The organism is Paenibacillus dendritiformis, assembly GCF_021654795.1.
GTDB lineage: Bacteria > Bacillota > Bacilli > Paenibacillales > Paenibacillaceae > Paenibacillus_B.
Map to the genome: position 1 here is coordinate 802,608 of NZ_AP025344.1, position 21,149 is coordinate 823,756.

Sequence of the window (21,149 nt, forward strand, 5' to 3'; positions counted from 1 at the left end):
TCGTTTCCAATTTTCCCCTAAATAAGCCTGCCCGGAAGATGAGTTACGATTGTCGAGTGGTTGTATAAGTTTTGTATAGGTCGTCCTAGTAAAATAGTGAAATGCGCTGTCTAAACTTGATGGATTCTGTAATTTTTCAGGATTTGATGGCGAAAAATGGTCGAGGTGAGGAGGGAGGAAAATTATAAGCATTGATCAACCGCCTGCATCCCCACGGAGCTTGCCCGGTCATCTCGAACTCCGCAAGATTTCGAAGATGTGAAGGGAAGCCGGGTCAAGCAAAATAGCTTATGTCTATTCGCTTGTACATGATATTGGGCAGGTGATCTTGTTATCGACAAAAACTTCGGAAAATGGGGGAGAATTTTGCAATGAAGCGAAAACGCAGTATAAGCAACTCTATGCTGTCTTTCTGCCTGGCGGTTTTGCTTATTTTGCAATCGGTGACGTTCTCTGCTCCTGTATATGCGGAGAGCGCGCCAGTCGATTCCGGGACGGAAACAGTCATCGAGACTGGCTCACCGACCGCGACAGAACCGTCGGTAACTGAGGCAGTGTATGATGCGCCGGCCAGCTTCGCGGCGATCGCAATAGCTAGTCCATCGGACAAAACAGCGGTGTTTATGGGAGCGAATTCAACCTTTCCGCTGGAGGTGAAGCAGGGAACTCCCCTTGCTGTTATTGAGCCTGGCGGGACTATCCAGGGCAGACAGCCATTCACGCTCATGTCGGAAGGCCTCAAGGTGCCAGTGAATGGCGATGACGATGATCCGACGAATGCGAATCCAGCCCTATACATTCAGAAGGGGGACTGGATCGAACTCAGACGGGATGACTACTTCAAGGAAGTGGTGTTGCCGACAGCTACCAAAACCTTGATGGCAACAACTGAAGTTGGCGTGAAACCGCTTGGCACGGCCTATTTCACCCCGAATAGCATCAAGATTGTGTTTAATGGCGACGATGGCTTTTTCAACGGCGTGGGAACCGGGGTTACCTTCGGCTTTGAAACCACCGCCAATTCGGATGTAGCGGGCTTAGATTATGGCAAGTCAAGGCCTATCTCCATTTTCGGGGGAGCGTACCAGCTAAAAAACCCGGACGTTACGCCCGATTACAGCATCACCTTGAGCTCGCCCGGAATGATCAAGTGGGATCAGTATGGCTATCGCGGTATCCAACCCGCACAATTTGTTGAGGGTGCGGTTACCTGGCAGTCAACCGCCTCTGCTTTCGATAAGTTTGATAAAGCACTCAAGCTATCGCTCGACGGGACGAAGTTTTTTACGGACCCTGCATCTTATAATACCGGCTTTGGCAATGTCCGCGGTATCTATGTGCATGGTTCCTTCAAGGTCAACGACATAGCGGTAGAACCGGATATCGACGCCGACGGTAAGCTGAGCTACATCTTCCCGGCGGGGACCGGTGCAGATCCGAAGGTTGAGTTTAAGACGTGGATCCCAAAGGAAGCTTACTATTACGAGTACAAGAATCCACCGGGGAATCTTGGCCGCAGCTATCGGGACATGAACGGCAAAGTGCAATTAAAGCAGAGCGATGACACTGTTTCAGCGAGTGCAGGTCAAGAGATTTCCTTTGCACCCGACTGGATTCAAGCATCCGGCGTGTATGACCATGCAAATGAAACCATCACATGGACTGCCGATGTCAACCGGTATAACAAGAAGGGATTAAAAAACCTTGCCATTACAGATGTGCTGCCCGCGGGTCTAGAGTTCGTGTCAGCGACATATCAGAAATGGGAGGACGGGGTGGCATCTGAAGTAAGACCGATTACCCCGGATGAAAACAGCGTGTACTTCTTCGGGGATGTAAACGGTAAAGTTCAGCTGGTGATTAAGTCCAAAGTGAAAAGCGGCTCCAGCTTTACCAACATACCCCGGGCCAACTGGGATTTGGATACGAAGGACGCAAACGGAAACTTCATACAGAACAACGATGTTACAACCGGTACAAGACCCAACGCGGTAACTGACGAGGCAATCATCACCGTCGGGGCGCACACGTTCACAAAAGCAGGCTCTATCTCGATGGAGGATTTCAACCTAGGCGGCATCACATGGACCGTCAACCTAACGCCACAGTATGCCCTGCCAAATGGGGTGGTATACGATGTGCTGGTGCATGGCGGAGATCTGAACGTCTTGAACGACGCGGTGGATGAAACCGGCGAGGTGAGCGCGGAAACGATTGCGAAAATCAAAGAAAATGTAACCACTGCGCAGCTTTGGAAGAAGTATCACAAGGATACCCTCAAGAGCGCGAACGGATTGACCCTGAAGGCTATTCCTTTGACAGTGAACGGTAAAGTGGTGGCGGATTTGATTAAGGCGACCGGATACACCACCGACCAAGCTGCATCCTTCAGCTTCCGTGCACTGGAGACCAACACGGACGTTCTCTTCAGGCAGGATATTAACGCAGAGAAAACACGCTGGAACCGGGCTTTGCTCTTTGACGGCGAGACCGTAAAACAAACGCAAAACAGTATCAACCTTCACCTGCGTATGCTGAACAAGGATATGCTTACGGCATCCTATCCTATGAAGAAGGACGGGACGGCTGACACATGGTATACCCCGAACGACGTTAACCGCTATATTGGTTATGACGGCTCATCAAGCGGCGACGAATACACTTTGGCTGGTTATGACCGGACGACCAAGACCGTCACCTTCCGCCTAGGGGTAAATATGCCGGGGTACAACACGGTCGAGATGGCAAAGGAAGGCGGCAATCGGGTGATCAGCGACATTAAGCTGGTGGACACCCTGCCTGAGGGCTGGGAGTTCGTTCCGTTTTCCGAGGGGAAGGATTTTGAGCTTTATAAGGGCTATTCGGACAATGGCGGAGGCACCGGCTATGGGGTTCGAAACAACGCTGTGTCAATCATCAAGCCGAACGACCCTGCTCATGTGGTGAGTTTCTCCCATAGCGGCAACGTAGGCACCTTCACCTTCTCCAAGCTGGAAAGCCCTTATGTCATTCTGGTTAAGGCAAGACCTTCCAATGCGGCTCTGGAGAAATATTTGGAGGAATACACCACCAACGGCACAGACAGGCAGGTGCTGTATAACAAAGCCGACCTGCATATGACATGGGGCGGAGTGGAAAAGGTGGTAACCGAACAGCGCAAGGTCATTGTGCCGATTCAGGCGCTGGGCAAGTCGGTAACTAAGCCGGTTCCCGGGGTGCTGGAATGGACAGTGAACTATACCCCGCCATTCAACATGGATCAGGGCGTTTATTTACAGGATACTCTAGGTGCAGGCATGAATCTGCGCTATGATGAATTTGGAAAGCTTGTGCTGATAGCACCCAGCATGGCGGTTTATCGTGCCAAGCTGACTGCGAGCGGTGCTCTGGAGCGGGACGGTGCAGCACTGAATCTCAGCGACCCGAATTGTGAAGTTCAGGTGGAAGCCGAACCGGGCGCGGGCGGCACGACAGTTCTGAAATTCAAAATGAAGGACCCGAATAAGTTTTACCAGTTTGTGTACCAAACAGAGGTTGATCCTTCTAAAGCGAAAGCTGGCGACAAAATGGGCAACGAGGTAAAGCTGACGGGCGATGATAAGCTGAATTCTATCAGCGCCAAAAGTGAGAGCACGCTGGACAGTTCTGACGTAGCCGGCAGTTCGAGCACCAATGCTCTGCTGCCGCTGAAAAAGGTGGACCCTGACGGCAATCCGCTGCAGGGCGTAGAGTTTACGCTGTATAAGAAAGACGGCGGAGCGCAAGCTGCTAGTGGAAAAACCGGCAAGGACGGCAAGCTCAATTTGCTCTTTCCGAATCCAGGCTATTATGAGCTGAAGGAAACCTATATTGACACAACGACATGGTTGCCGACGACACGAATTTATCAGGTGTATGTAGGTAACACACCCGGGAAGCCCATCTGGGTAGACGGGGTAAAAGTAACCTCTGATAATCCGCTAATCGTGCCAACACCTATTGCCGGCAAGCTGACGATCAGTAATACGGTGGCAGGCAACGGCGGCGATCAGAATAAGGAATTTGTGTTCACCATCACCTTTGAGGGTGAGGGCAAGGGTGACAGTTATCCTTATATCAAGCCAGATGGCACGAGCGGAATGATCAAAAACGGCGATAATATCCAGTTGAAGCATGGACAAACTGCTGTCATTCCGAAACTGCCCAAGGATCTGGTATACACCGTAACCGAAAATGATTACTCGGCAGTCGGCTATAGCACTGACCCGGCGAAGGGAATTCATACCGGCACGATCGTTGGGAATGGCGACCACAAGGCACCGTTCGTCAACACTCGGATGGTATACGGCCGTCTGCTGATCGGTAATACAGTGACCGGTAACGGCGGCGACAAACATAAGGAGTTTACCTACAAAGTAAACTTCACAGGTTCATATGGCGCAGGAGATGAGTATACCTATACCAAGTCGAACGGCGGTACAGGAACGATCATATCCGGCGGGACTATCACGCTCAAGCACGGCGAGACGGTCACTGTGGACAACCTGCCCGAGGGACTTACTTACACCGTCGAGCAGACAGCTTACACTAGCGAGGACTACGAGACCACCCCGGCGGAGCTGACACTTACCGGCAGCATCGTGCAGGCGACAACGGCCGAAGCCAATTTCGTCAATCATAGAGATTTGCCTGGCGGCCTGCTGATCAGAAATACGGTGACAGGCAACGGCGGCGATGTGAACAAGGAATTTGAGTACACCGTCACTTTCACCGGAGCAGGTGCAGACAGAACGTATACCTATACGAAGCCTGACGGTACTACAGGAACGATCCGATCGGGAGACAAGCTTCTGCTCAAGCACGGACAGACGGTTACCATTGCGGGCATCCTCAAGGACACCTTGTATATCGTAACCGAAGCGGATTATACGTCGGACGGTTATACGACCGACCCGGAGAGCCGGGAGTATACAGGCAATATCAAGGAGGATGAAATCGCCCAGGTTCCTTTTGTGAATGCCAGATACCTTCCTGGTACGCTTGCCTTAGAACCAAAAACTGCGAAGGTGCCTGGAGACGGCAAGACTCCCTCCGAGTTGACAGCCACTCTCACGGGAACGGATGGCAACCCGGTAGAGGGCAAGAAGATTGTGTTTAAGCTGGAGGATGGTACGGTAATAGGAACGGCGGTTACCGACGAAGACGGCAAGGCAAAGATTCACTATACGCCGCCGAAGTTGAGTGATACAACGCCGAAGGAGCACGAGATCACTGCGACCACCACAGCCACCAGTCCATCGGGTGTGCCATACAACGAGGATAAGGCAATCGTCATCGCTATGCCGGCGGCGCTTACGGGTGTTCTGCGGGACAATAATACGGGATTGGTCATTCCCAATGCGGTCATTATCGTGAAGAACGTGAAGACCGGTGAGGAGCAAACGATCACCACCGATTCGGAGGGAAAATACTACCATCCAGTTCAGCGGGATGAAGAGTATACCATTTCTTACAGTAAGATGGTTGACATTGACGGGATATCAACGCCTGTTCCATTCACACAAAAGGCATACATTGAGGGCACCAATCCCACAACGGAGGGGAACCTCATTCCGGCAGAAATCACTGCGGTTGGTATCGTGCTCTTCAAGCAGCCCGATGGGAAGACTTCGCTCCTTAACAATGCCTTGGCCGGCAAGCTGCACGTCTACTTGAAGGATGAGAACGGCAGCTATATTTCGGAGAACGGCGTTCCGAAAGCATTCCCTTTGCAAAACAACGGCACATTCTCTGCGGCAGGGTTATCCACGGGTAAGTATACGATGGAAGTACGTTATGAATTTGAGCCGGGCAAAGAACTGACGCTTATTCGGGATGCGAAGCTGGACGTGAAAGCGAACGGTGAATTGAATATTTCGCAGGAGCTCGTTGACCCGTATGGCATCATTACGGACGCAACCACTGGCGCAACCATCGAAGGCGCTGAAGTGACGCTGTATTATGCGGATACCCCGAGGAATATAGCGAACGGTATCGTTCCGGGCACGAAAGTAACGTTGCCTGTGATTCCGGGCTTTGCTCCGAACGATAACGCCAGCCCAAGCCAGAAGAGCGACGCAACCGGAGCATATGCCTATATGGTGTTCCCGGACACGGATTATTATCTGGTTGTAACCAAATCCGGGTATGTGACATATACGAGCCCAACCATCTCGGTCGGAAGCGACATCGTACGCTACGATGTACAGTTGACGCCGACTAATGGTTCCGGCAGCGGCAACGCCGGAACCGGCAACGGCAACGCCGGAACCGGCAACGGCAACACCGGAACCGGCAACGGCAACGCCGGAACCGGCAACGGCAACGCCGGAACCGGCAACGGCAACACCGGAACCGGCAACGGCAACGCCGGAACCGGCAACGGCAACACCGGAACCGGCAACGGCAATACCGGAACCGGCAACGGCAATACCGGAACCGGCAACGGCAACACTGGAGCCGGCAGCGGCAACACCGGAACCGGCAGCGGCAACACTGGAGCCGGCAACGGCAACACCGGAACCGGCAACGGCAACACTGGAGCCAGCAACGGCAACACCGGAACCGGCAACGGCAACGGCAACACCGGAACCGGTAACGGCAACACCGGAGCCGGCCACCGTAACAACGGGCTGGACAATGTTCCGACAACAGGAGATAATAGCCCATCGCCAATCTTCTATATGGCTTTGGCACTGATGTCCCTGATGGCGATCGGATTCTGTCTGCTCAGCGGCAAGAAGAAAAAGAACATTCAGTAACAGGAAAGGCGGTAAGAAAATGAGCAAAACGAAAAAAATTCTTACCGCCTTTTTCACTGTTCTGTTGGTTTTTTCTCTCGTCTCGATGGCGAGAACTTACCTGCAGGATTATGATGAACAGCAGCAAATTAAAGAGTTGGCAGAAATACGGGAAAAAGAAGCGGAGACAGGCGAGGGTGCAGCAACACCATCACCTTTTATCCCGAAGTCGCATGAGCCGGTTATGCTCCCCGAATTTCAAGAGCTTTACAAGAGAAACCCGGACATCGTCGGTTGGCTAAAAATTGACGGCAGCCGAATTGATTACCCGATTATGCAGAACCAGCAGGATGCGCAATACTATCTCAATCATGGTTTCGATAAAAAGAAAAACAAAAACGGACTCCCCTTTTTGGATGAACACAGCCGGATAAACGGTTCAGACATTTTGCTGATTCACGGACATCACATGAAAAGCGGCGCGTTGTTTGCGGATTTGATGAAGTATAAGAAAGAAAGCTATTATAAGGAACATGCTGAAATCGAGTTCAGTTCGCTTTACGAGAAGGAAGAATATGAAATTGTTGCCGTTATTCTCTCAAAAGTTTATCGCAAAACGGACGACGTTTTTAAATACTACCAGATTGAGAAGGCAGGAACATCCGACGAGTTTGAATCATATATCCAGAACATCAAAAAACTCGCTCTATACGACACCGGCGTGACAGCCCGGTATGGCGACAAGCTTATTGTTCTGTCTACGTGTGAATACTCGACCGAAGACGGCCGGTTAGCGGTGGTCGCCCGAAAGCGTACATGACGATGATGGGCTTACCCCCTCAAGTGAACAATAACGTAGCGGAACTTCTTCGCCAAACTCTGAAGAACGAGAAAGCAAACTTTTCAGCCCTTTCGCTTCCCAATAGGAGGTCGGAAGGGCATTATTTACATTTTCGAGCCATTTCCCAAGGGCCCGGCGGGAATTAGCCATCATGAGGATTCAGCGCGACTTTCTCAGCCGCGGTTACGAAGATACTTTGCGTATTCCGCAGGCCCCCAGATAAGAACGTCATCTTTCCGCCCGCGCATGCCAACCCCCATTCCGGACTTTCATCGTATAGATGACAATTTGCTTTTTTAAATTTTCTGTTTACTTTTCCAAAAAAATGGTGGTAAAATAAAGACAGTTGGGAAAAAGAGTAATTTATTTACCGAAAATCCCAATTAATTAATGACATTAAGAAAGGGGGGAGCCAGGAAATCTCACGGAGGTAGAACCGAAAAAAGGAGGCTTGATAAATCTAAATCTTGAATGCGCTTTCTCAGCATCGTGACAAACTCTATTTCATTATGCTGAACACCAGAAAGCAGCACAAATTATTTATTTCCATGGAGGAGGGATAATGATGAAGAAGTTTCTAAGCTCTGTTTTAGCCGCCATTTTGTTAATGGTCACTTTATTAACAGGGGTGTCGTTTGGCAGCCCCGCTCAGGGTCACTCGGCTGATTATATTGAAGGTCAACTCGTAGTGTCGCTCGAGGAACCTTTCATGGATTCGAGCCAAAGCGTGGATGATATATTGATGGAAGCGGATTCGCTCACGGAGAGCGGTTTTGCTATTGCCGATTCACTGTTCGGGCAGGATGCCGACACTTTCTCGGTGCAAGCGCTGGATAGCGATGTAAGGGCTACGGCGATAGAGCAAATGGGCTTGGTCTATTTGGTCGAGTACTCTGTAAAGGACTACAAGTCAATCGAGTCCGCAAAAAACACTTTGGAGAAAACATTAGAGAACCTCGGTTTCAATGTTCGGTACATCTCGGAAAACCGCAAAATGTACGCGCTTGAAACCGCAACCGCGCAAGATATTTCACCTCAAGATATTCACAACAACCAACGCTGGCATTATGAGATGATTAAGGTTCCGCAAGCCTGGGGGATTACGACCGGGTCGAGCTCAGTGCGGATCGGCGTGCTTGACACGGGAATTGACAGCAACCATCCTAGCTTGAAAAATCTGGTGAATACTAGCTTGGGCCGCAGCTTTGTAGGCGGTACCACAAACGATGGTAATGGGCACGGCACTCATGTCGCGGGAACGATCGCCAGTTATGGATCGGTGTCAGGCGTCATGCAGAACGCGACCTTGATTCCTATTAAAGTGCTTAGCGACAGCGGTTCCGGTTCGATGTATGGCGTTCAACAAGGCATTGTTCACGCCGCTAATATTAGAGCCGATGTCATCAATATGTCGCTGGGTGGCGGCGGCTACGATCGCGGGATGGAGGAAGCGATTCAAACCGCAGTCAGCTTGGGCACCATCGTGGTGGCGGCTGCGGGCAATGACGGACGCCCAAGCATCTCTTATCCGGCAGCTTACAGCGGATCAATCGCGGTTGGTTCCGTTACCTCGAGCAGAACGCGTTCAAGCTTCTCCAATTATGGACCGGGTCTTGATGTGATGGCTCCTGGGTCGAACATATACAGCACATATAAGAACGGCCAATACACAACCTTGTCTGGAACCTCGATGGCAACCCCTCATGTGACTGGCGTATTCGGGCTGATGAGATCGGTCAATCCGAATCTGAGCCCTGCTGCGGCCGGAGATATTCTCCGGAATACAGCGCAGCCTGCCGGAAGCTCTGATCAGTATGGGCATGGCATTGTTGATGCGCACGCTGCTGTGCTAGCGGCAGCCGGCGGGGGCGATACGCCAGCCCCGAGCGCACCTGGCGATTTAATATCCACGGGCCAAACTGGCACAAGCGTATCGCTTAGCTGGAATCCTCCCACGGACAACGAGGGCGTAACCGCTTATGAAGTATATAACGGAGACTCGTTAGCTGCCACAGTCACGACTACTTCGGCGACGGTTACCGACTTGACGGCCAATACCACATATACGTTCACGGTTAGATCGGTAGACGCCTCAGGGAACCGTTCCGAAGCAAGCAACGCCGTAACGGTAACGACGGATTCCGATTCGTCACAACCGTCTCCGACTTGGGCTCCAGGGATATCGTATAAAATCGGAGAGGAAGTAATCTACGACGGAGCAACGTACCAGTGTCTTCAAGAACATCTTTCGATGGCGGGCTGGGAACCGCTTAACGTACCGGCGTTATGGTTAGTGAAATAGCATTGTTCAATTGATCCGGGGAACCGCTCCCCGAACAAAGCGCCTTCGCAGATCCGTCTGCAAGGCGCTTTTATTCGCGAAATTATAATGGAAAAAGAATGAGTTGATTCCCCTATCGGGGCGGGGAAAACGCTTATAATTTTTGATAGTGATTAAAGAGACTCTCTGCTCGATCCTGGATAAGTTGTCTTAAGGATTCGGGCTTCACGGATATCACTTGATGGCCATATCTCATAAAATAGTCCGCGATAAACTCCTCTTCTCCTGGATTATAGAATCCCTTAATAACGGTTTTATGACCAATTTCTATTGTCATCGAAGGATAATGCTCTTTATAAAACAGATCCTTGGCTTGTTCTAAAATCTCTGCTTCAAACGCAATACTCATCTCCGACTGATACATTTCTAATGAACGACCAAGGAGTTCATCTATCGAGAAGCGTGACTTGTTGTCCTCCTCTTCGATCCCGGTTATTCTATCACATCTGAATACGCGATATTTATTCGTGTGTCGCTCGACTCCAGCAGCATACCATTGACCAAACTTGGCGGAAATTTTGAAAAATTGAACCTGGTAGCTTTTTGTCCGCTTATTTTTTTCATATTGAATTTTGCAGGTACTCTCATGAAGAATGCTTTTGAGTATCTTATCTAAAAAACGGCTCACATGATGATGCTGATATGTTTCAAATTCCAGGATTTTTTTCATTTGATGAATCTGCTTGATTTGATTGTTGGAAAGACAGTTTTCAAACTTTTCATTAAGTTGAGTAACGCTTAAATGAAACGGGGTTGATTGATAAGATTCCAACGTTAACATAGCAAAGTACAGCGCATACACTTCATCCATCGTAAAAGTAATGGGGGACAGCAATCTATTTTTTAAGATACCATATCGGCCATGTCTGCCATGCTGCGCATAAATAGGCATGCCTAATTGTTCCAATGAACTCACATCGCGCAGAGCTGTACTTTTGGAAATATGGTATTTCTCCATAAGGTCCTGTAAATTAAAGAACTCTCGACCGTTCAAGTATCTTATCATGTCATTTAATCTTTCCGATTTCTTCATCCATTCAATCCCCTTGTAAAGGTGTCATGTTTTGCTACCTTTCTATATTATAGTAAGCTCAAGGTATGAATATCAATTCGCCTTCATCATTATATAAAAGGAGACTGAACAATGAGTGCCACATTAGAAGCTGCTATTTTCTTATCCATGAACGGAAAAGCAAAAGAAGCTATAGATTTTTACAAGAAGCATTTTAACGCCGCGGAATTGTTGGTTGTTACCTACGAAGATATGGCAAAACGCGACAACTCGCTGCAGCTTACCGATGAAAATAAGGATTATATTGCTCACTCTGTCTTATCCATCGGAAAAACCAGAGTCATGCTCGCAGAAGATACAATTGATGCAACAGAAAAGTATGTCATTGGCAACAACACCTCATTGTGCATTCAAAGTGCGGACTTCGAGGAAATTGAATCTTTTTATAAGAGCTTGACCGCAGATGAACGTGTGAGAATCATTGTTCCTTTATCGGCTAACGTGTTTAGCAAGGCATACGGTATTATTGAAGATCCGTTCGGCATTCAAATTCAACTCATGTTCGATGAGAGATTACAATAAGGGCGGCCTCCTTTTATTCATTGGTAAGCTATCTTTCCAAGAGGAACAAACCGCGAAATATATTCGCGGCTTCTATCAAGGCAAAGACGTGAAGCTGGATACGGAAGCCGGAAACGGGCACGGCATTATCGTCACGATTCAAGGCGGCAAGCCGGGCAAGACGATAGCGCTGCGGGCGGATTTCGATGCACTTCCCATTCTGGAGGAGACGGGTCTTCCCTTTGCTTCTGAAAATCCCGGCGTCATGCACGCTTGCGGCCACGACGGGCATACCGCTTACTTGCTCGTGCTTGCGGACTGCCTGATTCAGCTCAAGGATGAGCTTCCCGGCACGATTAAGATCATTCACCAGCATGCGGAGGAAACGCCTCCCGGGGGTGCGAAGAGCATCGTAGAATCCGGCCTGCTTGATGACGTGGATCAGATCTTCGGGGTTCACGTCTTCCCTACGGGGGATGTTGGTGAAGTCATGTACCGCAGCGGATATGCGATGGCAGGCCGCAGCTACTTCAAGCTCGGCATTCAGGGGAAAGGCGGCCACGGCTCCTCGCCGCATATGGCCAATGACGCGATCGTCGCCGCCGCGGAGTCGGCGATTATTTGACCGCCATCTTTGAAGGCGATATGCTATCCGGCTCTGGGGACTTTGCGTACTATTTGGATAAAATCCCAGGCTGCTTCTTCTACATTGGCTGCAAGCCGAAGAATGCGAAAGAGGTGTACTTCAACCACCATCCGAAGTTCGATATCGACGAGGACGGGCTGCTCGTGGCCGCGAAGTCGGTCGCGGAGGTGGTGTGCGGGTATTATGGGTTGAAGTGATGGGCGCAGTTGATGGATGGAAGGTTATAGGAAGCATTTGAGAGTGGATTAGGGCTCTGAACGTTGAAAGCAAGCTTAGTTTTGTAAAATCGAATCGTGTTGAAGGTATCCCCTCGTGGTTGACAGCGTGAGATTGTTGGTGATGATCTCCGGTGTTGGGCGGAGGGGATATTTGTTTCATTAAAAACGTGTCCTTTGTATCCGGCGTCAAAGTAATGCTTGGATATGTCCATGACAGCCAAGTCTTTGAAGATGTTCTAGACGAGGTTACTCGCATGCGAAAGTGCATGCGACCTTTTCGAAGAGGCAGCCTGTCCATTTTTCTGAGCTGTTCACTTTGTAACTTGAATGTATGGGTACTTTGCCACAATTTTTAACAAAAAATGTTGCAAACTGTTGATAGATTTCACACTTGGAGCTTCTATATATTTAAACGTATAGGGAGATGAAAAATATGATTGGTATGAATATTCGTGTTTTGCGTAAAAAGCATAAAATGAGTCAGGAACAATTAGCTGAGAAGGTAAACGTATCACGACAGACCGTAGCAAAGTGGGAAAACGGGGATGCCTTGCCCGATATTTTTAAATGCAAGATACTCGCTGATATTTTTCAAATAACCCTGGATCAATTATCCCGTAATATGAGTGAAGAAGAGGCGAATCGGCTCGGTCCCAAGGGGAAGCAGTTCTTTGGTGTTGTGAAGGTAGGAGAGCGGGGACAGATTGTGATTCCCAAACAGGCACGCGAAATGTATCAGATTCAAGCTGGTGATAAGCTGATTGTCTTGGGAGAAGATGCGACAAAAGGAATTGCTCTCTTAAAAAGTAATGAATTCATGGAATTTGTGGAGATGATTCAAAAAGCTGAGCGGGAGGTAGATGAATCAGAATGAGCAAAATTGTATTTTTTTCGATACCCGCACATGGTCATACCAATCCGACCATTCCGGTGGTAACCGAGTTAGTCAATAGAGGACATCAAGTTTGGTATTATTCCTTTCTAGAATTTCAGGGGAAAATAGAAGGTGCTGGCGCTGCATTTATTGCTTGTGATGCATTTTTGCCCCAGCTATCCCAAAAAGAATTGAATCGTAAGGTTGGTAAAGATTTTGCAGCATTGATTGAAATGGTCGCCGATACGACCATTGCTTTGGATGAAAAGGTATGTAAGGAATTACGGGAAATTCAGCCGGATTGTATTGTATCCGACTCTTTATGCTTTTGGGGAAAATTATTTGCAAAAAAACTAGGAATTCCATATATTTGTTCGACGACTACCTTTGCTTTTAATCAGCATACAGCGAAACTGATGAAGCGGGGTTTCATAGAATTATGGAGAATGATCGTGGGTTTGCCCCGAATTAACAAAAAAATTCAGTTGTTAAAGGATCGTGGGTATGAAGTAGAGAATTTTGTCTCGATTATTCAAAATAATAATGAAACGGACACCATTGTCTATACCGCGAAAGAATTCCAGCCGATGGCAAGTACCTTTTCCGAGCGATATGCTTTTGTCGGACCATCCATCAGGCAGTCTCCGCCGGTACTAAATAACAAAAAAGATAGAAAAATAATCTACGTTTCTCTTGGGACTATACTTAATCAAAATCAAGATTTTTACCAAAACCTTATCCAGGCATTTGCAGATACGGACTATGATGTTGTGATGTCAGTTGGTGAAAAAACGGAGATTTCTTCTCTTGGCAGCATACCCGGAAATTTCACGGTGAAAAACTTCGTGGATCAGATATCGGTATTACAGACAGCAGATGTATTTATTACCCATTGCGGCATGAATAGTGCGAATGAAAGCCTGTATTTTGGAGTTCCCATGGTTTTATTTCCGCAACATAGCGAACAAAGATTAGTGGCTGAGCGGGTTGCTGAACTGGGCGCAGGATTAAAATTGCAAGGAAAGAAGCCCAAATATTTGGCAGCAGCGGTATCTGAGGTGCTGGCTAACCGGACATATCAGGAAAATGCGCAGAAACTGTCAGAAACTTTTCAGAGTGCTGGCGGTGCAGTAGAAGCAGCCAATGTGATTATATCTAAAATTCGGGAGAAAACTTAATGGTAAACGAAACCTCACCACACGGTGAGGTTTTTTTATGAAGCATCAATTTGATGATAGGTCATTGTTTATCATTTTACATCTATTAGGGTTTTCTCCCCGGACATACGAGATCTGTAGAGGGAAGCGAAATCCTGAAAAGGGAGGCGATGGTCCGCAACAGACGGGTGCAACCACAATTTTCAACCAGGATTACGCTCAAACTACAAGTCACATCCATTTGCGACATCAAAACCACAATTTCTTCCCACCAAACAAGGCACCATCTTATTCCCTAAATAATATTACGTAACGTAACAGCTTTTTACAATGAGGGATCAATCTATAAGACAGTTATCCCTCTAGTCAAATCGTTTTATTTTTTTCTTTCTCTGTCCTGCATGGATTGGATAGCTCTGACTAGCTGAAGCAATGAATTATCCAATCTCTCCAGCTTATCACCTATAGTTTGCAGAACATAGCGAATTAGAATGAAACAGAGTGTGACCGGGAATCCTACATTTGTCACAAGTGAAATCACATCGGTTACTTCCATCCCTCCTCCCTCCCTTCAGCTCTTTTTATAAGTAGGGAAAAAGTAATTGCTAATTCACAACCAAATATGTTAAATGGTTGTAATTTAAAGCTTATAAACTCCCTATATATTAGAGTCATAGGAAAACAAAAAGGGGGGGCAGTGTGGATAAGCAAGTATCTATTATTGAACGCTATAGGAATAAAGTGTACCGGAGTGGTTGGCGATTGCAGTACCATGTCAAAAAAATGCGCACGAGTGAATGTGCCCTTTTTGAAAAAAGTCGAGAAAATACTTGTTTTTCCAATGAACTTGAGACTCGCATATTGGTACAGCAGCTTCTTCATTCTTTGCCGCTACAGGGAAGAAGGGTCCTTTATAAACTTTACATTCTGAATATGACAGAAGCCGAGGTGGCGAAGCAACTTAAAATGAGCCAACAGGCGGTGAATAAATGGAAACGAAAAATGCTTCAGCAACTATCTCAGAGCGTGAATTTCTAACCCTCTTACAGGCAGCGAAGCAAAAAGATACTGAGGCGATGCTGCAAATAATTGAAATTTTCAAAGAAGACATCTTGAAGATCAGCACCTATATTAAATTACCGACCGAAGATGTAGTATCATATATCGTCCTCGAATTACTAGAGGCGATAGTAGAGGATGAATTCTCTAAATAGAAGGTGTGGTAAATCACAGAATAAACAAAAGGCATGCTCCTTTAATTCCAATTGGCAGAATTAAAGGGCACGCCTTTTGTTAACTTATTGGGAGCAAAATACATTTCAAAACCATTCATTTTATAGTTTAAAATGAGCGGAATACTTTCCATGTACCATCCACTTTTACAAAAATGTAATTTCCGGTTGATAAAGATTCCTCTAGGTTTGTATTTAAAGTCTTTATTGTAATTTTTACAATAGCTGCGTCACTGGAAAAACTGAGGAGATTATGTTCATCAATCATACCATTGAGTTCCGTATTGTCTAGCTGTATTTTGGTGAACTCGAGAATATAGGGTTCTATTATATCGTCGAAGGTAATCCAGTTAGAATCATAATGGAGTTTTAATTTTCCTTCTTTGTCTTGATTCTTTACAGCTTCCAGCAAAGCCATGACCCCTTCTAATAAGTCTCCCTTTACGCCTATATTTACCATATTATCCATTTTTATTTCGCCTTTTCGCTTACGTTTTTCATCCAATTCAGCTTGTGCTCTTTCCAAATCAGAAAGGGATGGCGGTGGAGTTGCGGTTACGTTGGGTATATCTGCTGGTGTAGGAGTAGCTGTTCCTTCTGTTGGCCCAGTTGAAGGCACAGTTTCTCTTTCCTTGGCTTCTTCCTTTATGCATGCACTCAAAAGAATACTCAATGATACAAGGATAACGCATATTTTTTTCATAGAGCACCTTTCTTTACCATAATAGACGAAAGATACTGTGTATTTGTTTCTCTAAAATTACATAAATAGTTATATACCAATGAGGGAAAATTAAACCATAAAAGAATCATTTCAAAAATTTATAATCTAAGGTTGTAGTTGCTGCCGCAAAACTCCCTTATATATGAGAAGCAAAATTGGCCAACTTCTCTGCGCTGATCAGCTAACAAAAATAAGGAGTGATTTTTATGGTGGCAGCATTTCAAAAGAACTGTCAATGGTACATCGACAGAGATATACGCAATTACTTGGCATGTGGATGATCTGAAAGTGGGTTCACTGGGCAGCTCTAGTCTCTATAATTCTAGCTTGCAAGGTGTAAACGGAACCTTTTATAGTGGGAGCCAAATTGTAGGGGATTGCAATTCAAAATGGGCAGGCTGTTCGTACACATCGCGATTATCCAAATAACTGCTTGAAAAATGGAACTAGTACCATTAATCGAAATAGGGGGACTATGTATCGAACCACAGGTGGTACAGTGAATGTAAAGCGCACAGTTCTTGCCAAAGACTTGACTGGACAACTCAGTAACCTAAAGTGGGCAATTGGTGGCATTAGTATGCATCTCGATCAAACATTGACGAAAGCAGCATACGATAAATTGATTGCTGATGAGGCGGAGGGTGTAGGTGGTGTTTCAGACAAACGGCCACGTACAATGATGGGCTACAATTCAGAAACAAAGAATATAGTTCTGGCTATTGCCGTAGATGTTCTCGAACACGGAAAAACCGGTAAGGGTATGGACGTACCATTATGTCCGGCTTAGGCTGTACAATGGCCATTCATCTCGATGGAGGAAGCTCAACTTCTATTCGTATAGAGGATCAAGAAGATTTCACACGGAATATTGTCCGTCATAAAGTGACCGATAATGCACAGCTTACGGCCGTATATTTCGACACAAAATATGGAATGCAAAGATGGCCTAGTGAGTGGATAGATATTTGGCCATAATTTTCTTAAAACTTTCTGCCCTAAAACTTTATTCAATTCTAAAAAGAATGGGGCTGAGGTGCAGCAGATGGATATGAGCCACACATGACTGTCGCTTACTCTTGGCCTGGAACGAAACTAACAACTGTGAAGCCAATCCCGGCCCGCCCTCTCCTCCCAGAGAGGGCTTTTTCCTTTTATCTCGAAAGCCGGAGCAGGATGAGCACATCAGCCATCCGGCACATTTTGCATCTATTCGCTCGCCGCCCCCCACTTTTTGGATTCTAATATTTTTTCATGAAGTATATATTTTTCAGAGAAATTTTAGTATTATTTTTAATTGGAATCCGAATAATAAATGTTGATCTAATATTTTTGTTCGGTTTTACAACGTCTTATACATTGATACAAAACTTACATTTCCTGCAAATGACGTGTTGATGTATGGGGATGGGAATGGAGATAAGATGAAGAAGAACATTTATTTTAACCATGATGGCGGCGTGGATGATTTAATTTCGTTATTTTTGTTACTGCACATGGACAACGTGAAGCTGACGGGCGTGTCGGTCATTCCGGCGGATTGTTACTTGGAACCGGCGATGTTTGCCAGCCGTAAAATCATCGATCGGTTCGGCAGCGGAGGTTTGGATGTAGCCGCCTCGAATTCCCGCGGGAAGAATCCGTTCCCGAAGGACTGGCGCATGCATGCGTTCTATGTGGACGCCCTGCCGCTTCTTAACGAATCCGGTAAAGTGGTGACTCCTGCAGCGGACAAGCCGGCACATCTTCATATTATAGACACGCTGCGCGCTACGGAAGGCAAGACGACCCTGCTGTTTACGGGCCCGCTGACCGACCTTGCCCGCGCATTAGATATCGATCCGACGATCGAAGAAAAGGTCGAGCGCCTGATATGGATGGGCGGCACCTTCCGTGAAGCAGGCAATGTGCACGAGCCTGAGCATGACGGAACGGCAGAATGGAACGTATTCTGGGATCCGGATGCGGCCGCGCGCGTATGGGACAGCGGGATCGAGATTGATCTGGTGGCACTGGAAAGCACGAATCAAGTGCCGCTTACGCTCGATGTTCGTGAGCGCTGGGCTGCGGAACGGAAGCATATCGGCGTGGATTTCCTGGGCCAATGCTACGCGATGGTGCCGCCTCTCGTTCATTTCTCGACGAACTCGACATACTATCTGTGGGATGTATTAACGACTGCGTTCGTTGGCAAGAGCGATCTGGTGAAGGTGCAGACGATTAACAGCATTGTGATTACGGAGGGCGCAAGCCAAGGCCGTACCGTGGAAACGGCGGACGGACGCCCGGTACATGTCGTCTATGACGTGGATCGCGACGCATTCTTTGATTACATTACGGAATTGGCGAAAAAAGCAACGGAGAGGGATTTGTAATGTCCGAGAAAAAGCGAGTCATTATTGATACCGACACAGCCGGCGACGATACGATTGCCATTTTAACCGCGCTTCACTATTTTCAAGTCGAAGGCATTATGATTACCGGGGGCAACGTCCAGTTCGATCAGCAGGTGGAAAATGCGCTCTACACCGTGCAAGTCGCGGGAAAAAGCGGCCAAGTTCCTGTGTACAAAGGGCATGAAGGCCCGATCATGGGTATCGGCCAGACGGAGCATCGTACGGTCGAGGACGTGCATGGCAAGGATGGGATGGGGGATTCGTTTTTTGAAAAAGCGATCCAGTCTCCCGAAAAAGGGCATGCCGTCGACTTCCTTATCGAAGCGGTTCATAACAATCCAGGCAAAATCCATCTTCTTGCGATTGCGCCGTTAACGAATATTGCGATGGCGATCAAGAAGGATCCGACCATTGTTCCGAAAATTCCGCATCTCTATATTATGGGCGGAACGAACAATGCGCTCGGAAATATTACGCCGAGTGCGGAGTACAATTTCTACGTCGATCCGGAAGCGGCCAAAATCGTGCTTCATTCGGGCATTCCGATCACGATGGTCGGTTGGGAAATGTGCACGCAATATTCCATCATGGACGATAACGACCATGAAGAGATTGAAGCGCTCGGAACGAAGGGCGCGAAATTTTTCAAAGATGTCAACAAGGTCGTTATGAGATTTAATAAAACGGTTCACAGACTGAACGGCACGACGCATCCGGATACGCTGCTCGCAGCCGTAGCGGCAGACGAGAAGATCATGACGAAGTCCAATCTCTATCACGTCGATGTCGAAACCGTCGGCGAGCTGACTAGAGGCTACAGCCTTGTCGATATTAACAATCGTCTGGAACGCACGCGCAATGTCCGCGTCTGCGAAGCGATTGATCGGGAAGCTTTTAAAAACATGCTGTTGGATGTATTGAAGTCTATTAACTAATGCTAATCACTGCAAACGGCCGCTTTGGCATAGAAGGCAGCACGAATCTGAAGCGCGGCCGTTTGCCCCTTTCGCTTTACATTCTTGGTCATTGACACGATGAAGAAAGGACAGGTATATGCAATACATTTGGGGACTTCTAGGAATCTTGGGCATTTTTTTGATAGCATTTGCGTTTTCGAAAAATCGCAAGGCGATTAATCCGAGAACGGTGATTGGCGCGTTTGCGATTCAATTTATTTTTGCATTGATCGTGTTGAAGTGGGAATTCGGCAAGAAGATGCTGAACTACTTGGCTGCGGGCGTGCAGAGCATCATCGATTCCACGAATGCGGGCATTCAGTTCTTGTTCGGCGGGATATTGGGTGCGGAAAAGGCGGGCTTTACGTTCGCCTTGCAGGTATTGCCGATTATCATCTTCTTCTGTTCCTTGATCGCGGTTCTGTACTATCTCGGCATTATGCAGTGGGCTACGAAAATCATTGGCGGATTTCTGGCGAAGGTGCTTAAAACGAGTGAAACGGAATCGATGTCAGCGGCTGCGAATATTTTCCTCGGTCCGACCGAAGCGCCGCTTGTAGTTAAGCCTTATATTGAGAAAATGACCAAGTCGGAGCTGTTCGCGATTATGGTCGGCGGACTGGCGTGTGTCTCCGGTTCCGTCCTGGGCGGATACGCGATGCTTGGCGTTCCGATTGAATATTTGCTTGCAGCGGCCTTCATGGGAGCGCCGGGCGGCTTGCTGCTGGCCAAAATTATTATGCCGGAAACCGATCATCATCTCAGAGCGGAACGCGTCGAGATGGTGAAGGATACAGAGTCCCGAAATGTCATCGATGCCGCGGCTCGCGGAGCTTCGGACGGGCTCAAGATCGCTGCCGGCGTAGGCGCCATGCTGCTCGCGTTTATATCGCTCATTTTCTTGGTGAACATGATCATTGGCTGGGTTGGCGGCGTGTTCGGAATCGAGGCCTTGACGTTGGAGCAAATTCTAGGCTACTTGTTCGCGCCGATTGCTTTCCTGATCGGTGTTCCATGGAGCGAAGCGCTGCAGGCAGGTTCCTTCATCGGTCAAAAGTTCGTCCTGAACGAATTTGTCGCGTACACTTCGTTTGCGCCTGAGATTGCTCATTTGTCTCCAAAAAGTGTTGTCATCATCAGCTTCGCGCTGTGCGGCTTTGCCAATCTGGCGGCGATTGCACTCCTCATTGGAGGCTTGGGCGGGATTGCGCCTTCCCGAAGACAAGATCTGGCCGAGATGGGCTTCCGTGCGGTCATTGCCGCCACATTGGCCAACCTGATGAGCGCGGCGATTGCCGGGATGCTCGTGTAGTAAGGCAATAAATCAAGCGGCGATCGCTTCCCTCCATTCCACCGGGGAGCGGTCGCCTTTTTGCTGGCGTGTAAAAAAACAAGCGCTTGGACTCTGAGGAGCACAAGCGCTTGTCGCGTGC

At 47.8% G+C, this 21,149-nt stretch carries 15 protein-coding genes and 1 pseudogene; 13 read left to right on the top strand and 3 right to left on the bottom strand.

Annotation, left to right across the window (positions count from 1 at the left end):
- Positions 1–371: 371 nt before the first annotated feature.
- From L6439_RS03475 to L6439_RS03485, 3 genes are all read left to right on the top strand, one after another.
- Positions 372–6,779 (top strand): DUF7601 domain-containing protein, encoded by a 6,408-nt coding sequence (locus tag L6439_RS03475; RefSeq protein WP_213470414.1) that lies wholly within the window; start codon positions 372–374, stop codon positions 6,777–6,779.
- A 19-nt stretch (positions 6,780–6,798) separates the two neighbouring features.
- The gene (locus L6439_RS03480; protein ID WP_213470416.1) at positions 6,799–7,578 is read left to right on the top strand and encodes a class B sortase; all 780 of its coding nucleotides are present in this window, start codon (positions 6,799–6,801) and stop codon (positions 7,576–7,578) included.
- Positions 7,579–8,161: 583 nt separating this feature from the next.
- Positions 8,162–9,901: a S8 family serine peptidase gene (locus tag L6439_RS03485; protein ID WP_237096731.1), complete on the top strand. Its 1,740-nt coding sequence runs from the start codon at positions 8,162–8,164 to the stop codon at positions 9,899–9,901.
- A 133-nt stretch (positions 9,902–10,034) separates the two neighbouring features.
- Here L6439_RS03485 and L6439_RS03490 read toward each other — a convergent pair whose 3' ends face one another.
- The gene (locus tag L6439_RS03490) at positions 10,035–10,973 is read right to left on the bottom strand and encodes a helix-turn-helix transcriptional regulator (protein WP_168179627.1); all 939 of its coding nucleotides are present in this window, start codon (positions 10,971–10,973) and stop codon (positions 10,035–10,037) included.
- Between the two features lie 111 nt (positions 10,974–11,084).
- Here L6439_RS03490 and L6439_RS03495 point away from each other — a divergent pair, with 111 nt between their 5' ends.
- From L6439_RS03495 to L6439_RS03510, 4 genes and pseudogenes are all read left to right on the top strand, one after another.
- Positions 11,085–11,534 (top strand): VOC family protein, encoded by a 450-nt coding sequence (locus L6439_RS03495; protein ID WP_213470420.1) that lies wholly within the window; start codon positions 11,085–11,087, stop codon positions 11,532–11,534.
- Between the two features lie 25 nt (positions 11,535–11,559).
- Positions 11,560–12,356 (top strand): annotated as a pseudogene (locus tag L6439_RS03500) (amidohydrolase); the annotation flags it as partial.
- A gap of 454 nt (positions 12,357–12,810) precedes the next feature.
- A complete protein-coding gene (locus L6439_RS03505) occupies positions 12,811–13,251 on the top strand; it encodes a helix-turn-helix transcriptional regulator (RefSeq protein WP_213470422.1) in 441 nt (146 codons plus the stop codon).
- Positions 13,248–14,429 (top strand): macrolide family glycosyltransferase, encoded by a 1,182-nt coding sequence (locus tag L6439_RS03510; RefSeq protein ID WP_213470424.1) that lies wholly within the window; start codon positions 13,248–13,250, stop codon positions 14,427–14,429. Before L6439_RS03505 ends, L6439_RS03510 begins: the two co-directional genes overlap by 4 nt.
- A 355-nt stretch (positions 14,430–14,784) precedes the next feature.
- Here L6439_RS03510 and L6439_RS03515 read toward each other — a convergent pair whose 3' ends face one another.
- On the bottom strand, positions 14,785–14,964 hold the full coding sequence (locus tag L6439_RS03515) for a hypothetical protein (RefSeq protein WP_213470426.1): 180 nt from the start codon (positions 14,962–14,964) through the stop codon (positions 14,785–14,787).
- A gap of 227 nt (positions 14,965–15,191) precedes the next feature.
- Here L6439_RS03515 and L6439_RS03520 point away from each other — a divergent pair, with 227 nt between their 5' ends.
- The gene (locus L6439_RS03520) at positions 15,192–15,446 is read left to right on the top strand and encodes a sigma factor-like helix-turn-helix DNA-binding protein (RefSeq protein ID WP_213470541.1); all 255 of its coding nucleotides are present in this window, start codon (positions 15,192–15,194) and stop codon (positions 15,444–15,446) included.
- Positions 15,398–15,622: a helix-turn-helix domain-containing protein gene (locus L6439_RS03525; RefSeq protein WP_213470428.1), complete on the top strand. Its 225-nt coding sequence runs from the start codon at positions 15,398–15,400 to the stop codon at positions 15,620–15,622. The genes L6439_RS03520 and L6439_RS03525 overlap by 49 nt, the downstream gene beginning before the upstream one ends.
- Positions 15,623–15,749: 127 nt before the next feature.
- On the opposite strand, the gene L6439_RS03530 is transcribed toward L6439_RS03525, so the two are convergent.
- Positions 15,750–16,343 (bottom strand): hypothetical protein, encoded by a 594-nt coding sequence (locus L6439_RS03530; protein WP_213470430.1) that lies wholly within the window; start codon positions 16,341–16,343, stop codon positions 15,750–15,752.
- Between the two features lie 520 nt (positions 16,344–16,863).
- Between L6439_RS03530 and L6439_RS03535 the strand changes: the two genes are divergently transcribed.
- The 4 genes from L6439_RS03535 (at position 16,864) to L6439_RS03550 (ending at position 21,028) form a co-directional block, all read left to right on the top strand.
- Positions 16,864–17,154, top strand: a complete 291-nt coding sequence (locus L6439_RS03535; RefSeq protein WP_213470432.1) for a hypothetical protein — start codon at positions 16,864–16,866, stop codon at positions 17,152–17,154.
- A 634-nt stretch (positions 17,155–17,788) separates the two neighbouring features.
- Positions 17,789–18,739 (top strand): nucleoside hydrolase, encoded by a 951-nt coding sequence (locus tag L6439_RS03540; protein WP_213470434.1) that lies wholly within the window; start codon positions 17,789–17,791, stop codon positions 18,737–18,739.
- Positions 18,739–19,695 (top strand): nucleoside hydrolase, encoded by a 957-nt coding sequence (locus L6439_RS03545; RefSeq protein ID WP_213470437.1) that lies wholly within the window; start codon positions 18,739–18,741, stop codon positions 19,693–19,695. Before L6439_RS03540 ends, L6439_RS03545 begins: the two co-directional genes overlap by 1 nt.
- A gap of 118 nt (positions 19,696–19,813) precedes the next feature.
- Positions 19,814–21,028: a NupC/NupG family nucleoside CNT transporter gene (locus tag L6439_RS03550; RefSeq protein WP_213470439.1), complete on the top strand. Its 1,215-nt coding sequence runs from the start codon at positions 19,814–19,816 to the stop codon at positions 21,026–21,028.
- The last annotated feature ends 121 nt before the right edge of the window (positions 21,029–21,149 follow it).

Coding starts and splice junctions, on each gene's coding strand:
- L6439_RS03495 (WP_213470420.1), top strand. CDS start 11,085: ATGAGTGCCACATTAGAAGCTGCTATTTTCTTATCCATGAACGGAAAA.
- L6439_RS03510 (WP_213470424.1), top strand. CDS start 13,248: ATGAGCAAAATTGTATTTTTTTCGATACCCGCACATGGTCATACCAAT.
- L6439_RS03530 (WP_213470430.1), bottom strand. CDS start 16,343: ATGAAAAAAATATGCGTTATCCTTGTATCATTGAGTATTCTTTTGAGT.
- L6439_RS03475 (WP_213470414.1), top strand. CDS start 372: ATGAAGCGAAAACGCAGTATAAGCAACTCTATGCTGTCTTTCTGCCTG.
- L6439_RS03520 (WP_213470541.1), top strand. CDS start 15,192: ATGCGCACGAGTGAATGTGCCCTTTTTGAAAAAAGTCGAGAAAATACT.
- L6439_RS03550 (WP_213470439.1), top strand. CDS start 19,814: ATGCAATACATTTGGGGACTTCTAGGAATCTTGGGCATTTTTTTGATA.
- L6439_RS03490 (WP_168179627.1), bottom strand. CDS start 10,973: ATGAAGAAATCGGAAAGATTAAATGACATGATAAGATACTTGAACGGT.
- L6439_RS03485 (WP_237096731.1), top strand. CDS start 8,162: ATGATGAAGAAGTTTCTAAGCTCTGTTTTAGCCGCCATTTTGTTAATG.
- L6439_RS03540 (WP_213470434.1), top strand. CDS start 17,789: ATGAAGAAGAACATTTATTTTAACCATGATGGCGGCGTGGATGATTTA.
- L6439_RS03525 (WP_213470428.1), top strand. CDS start 15,398: ATGGAAACGAAAAATGCTTCAGCAACTATCTCAGAGCGTGAATTTCTA.
- L6439_RS03505 (WP_213470422.1), top strand. CDS start 12,811: ATGATTGGTATGAATATTCGTGTTTTGCGTAAAAAGCATAAAATGAGT.
- L6439_RS03480 (WP_213470416.1), top strand. CDS start 6,799: ATGAGCAAAACGAAAAAAATTCTTACCGCCTTTTTCACTGTTCTGTTG.
- L6439_RS03545 (WP_213470437.1), top strand. CDS start 18,739: ATGTCCGAGAAAAAGCGAGTCATTATTGATACCGACACAGCCGGCGAC.
- L6439_RS03515 (WP_213470426.1), bottom strand. CDS start 14,964: ATGGAAGTAACCGATGTGATTTCACTTGTGACAAATGTAGGATTCCCG.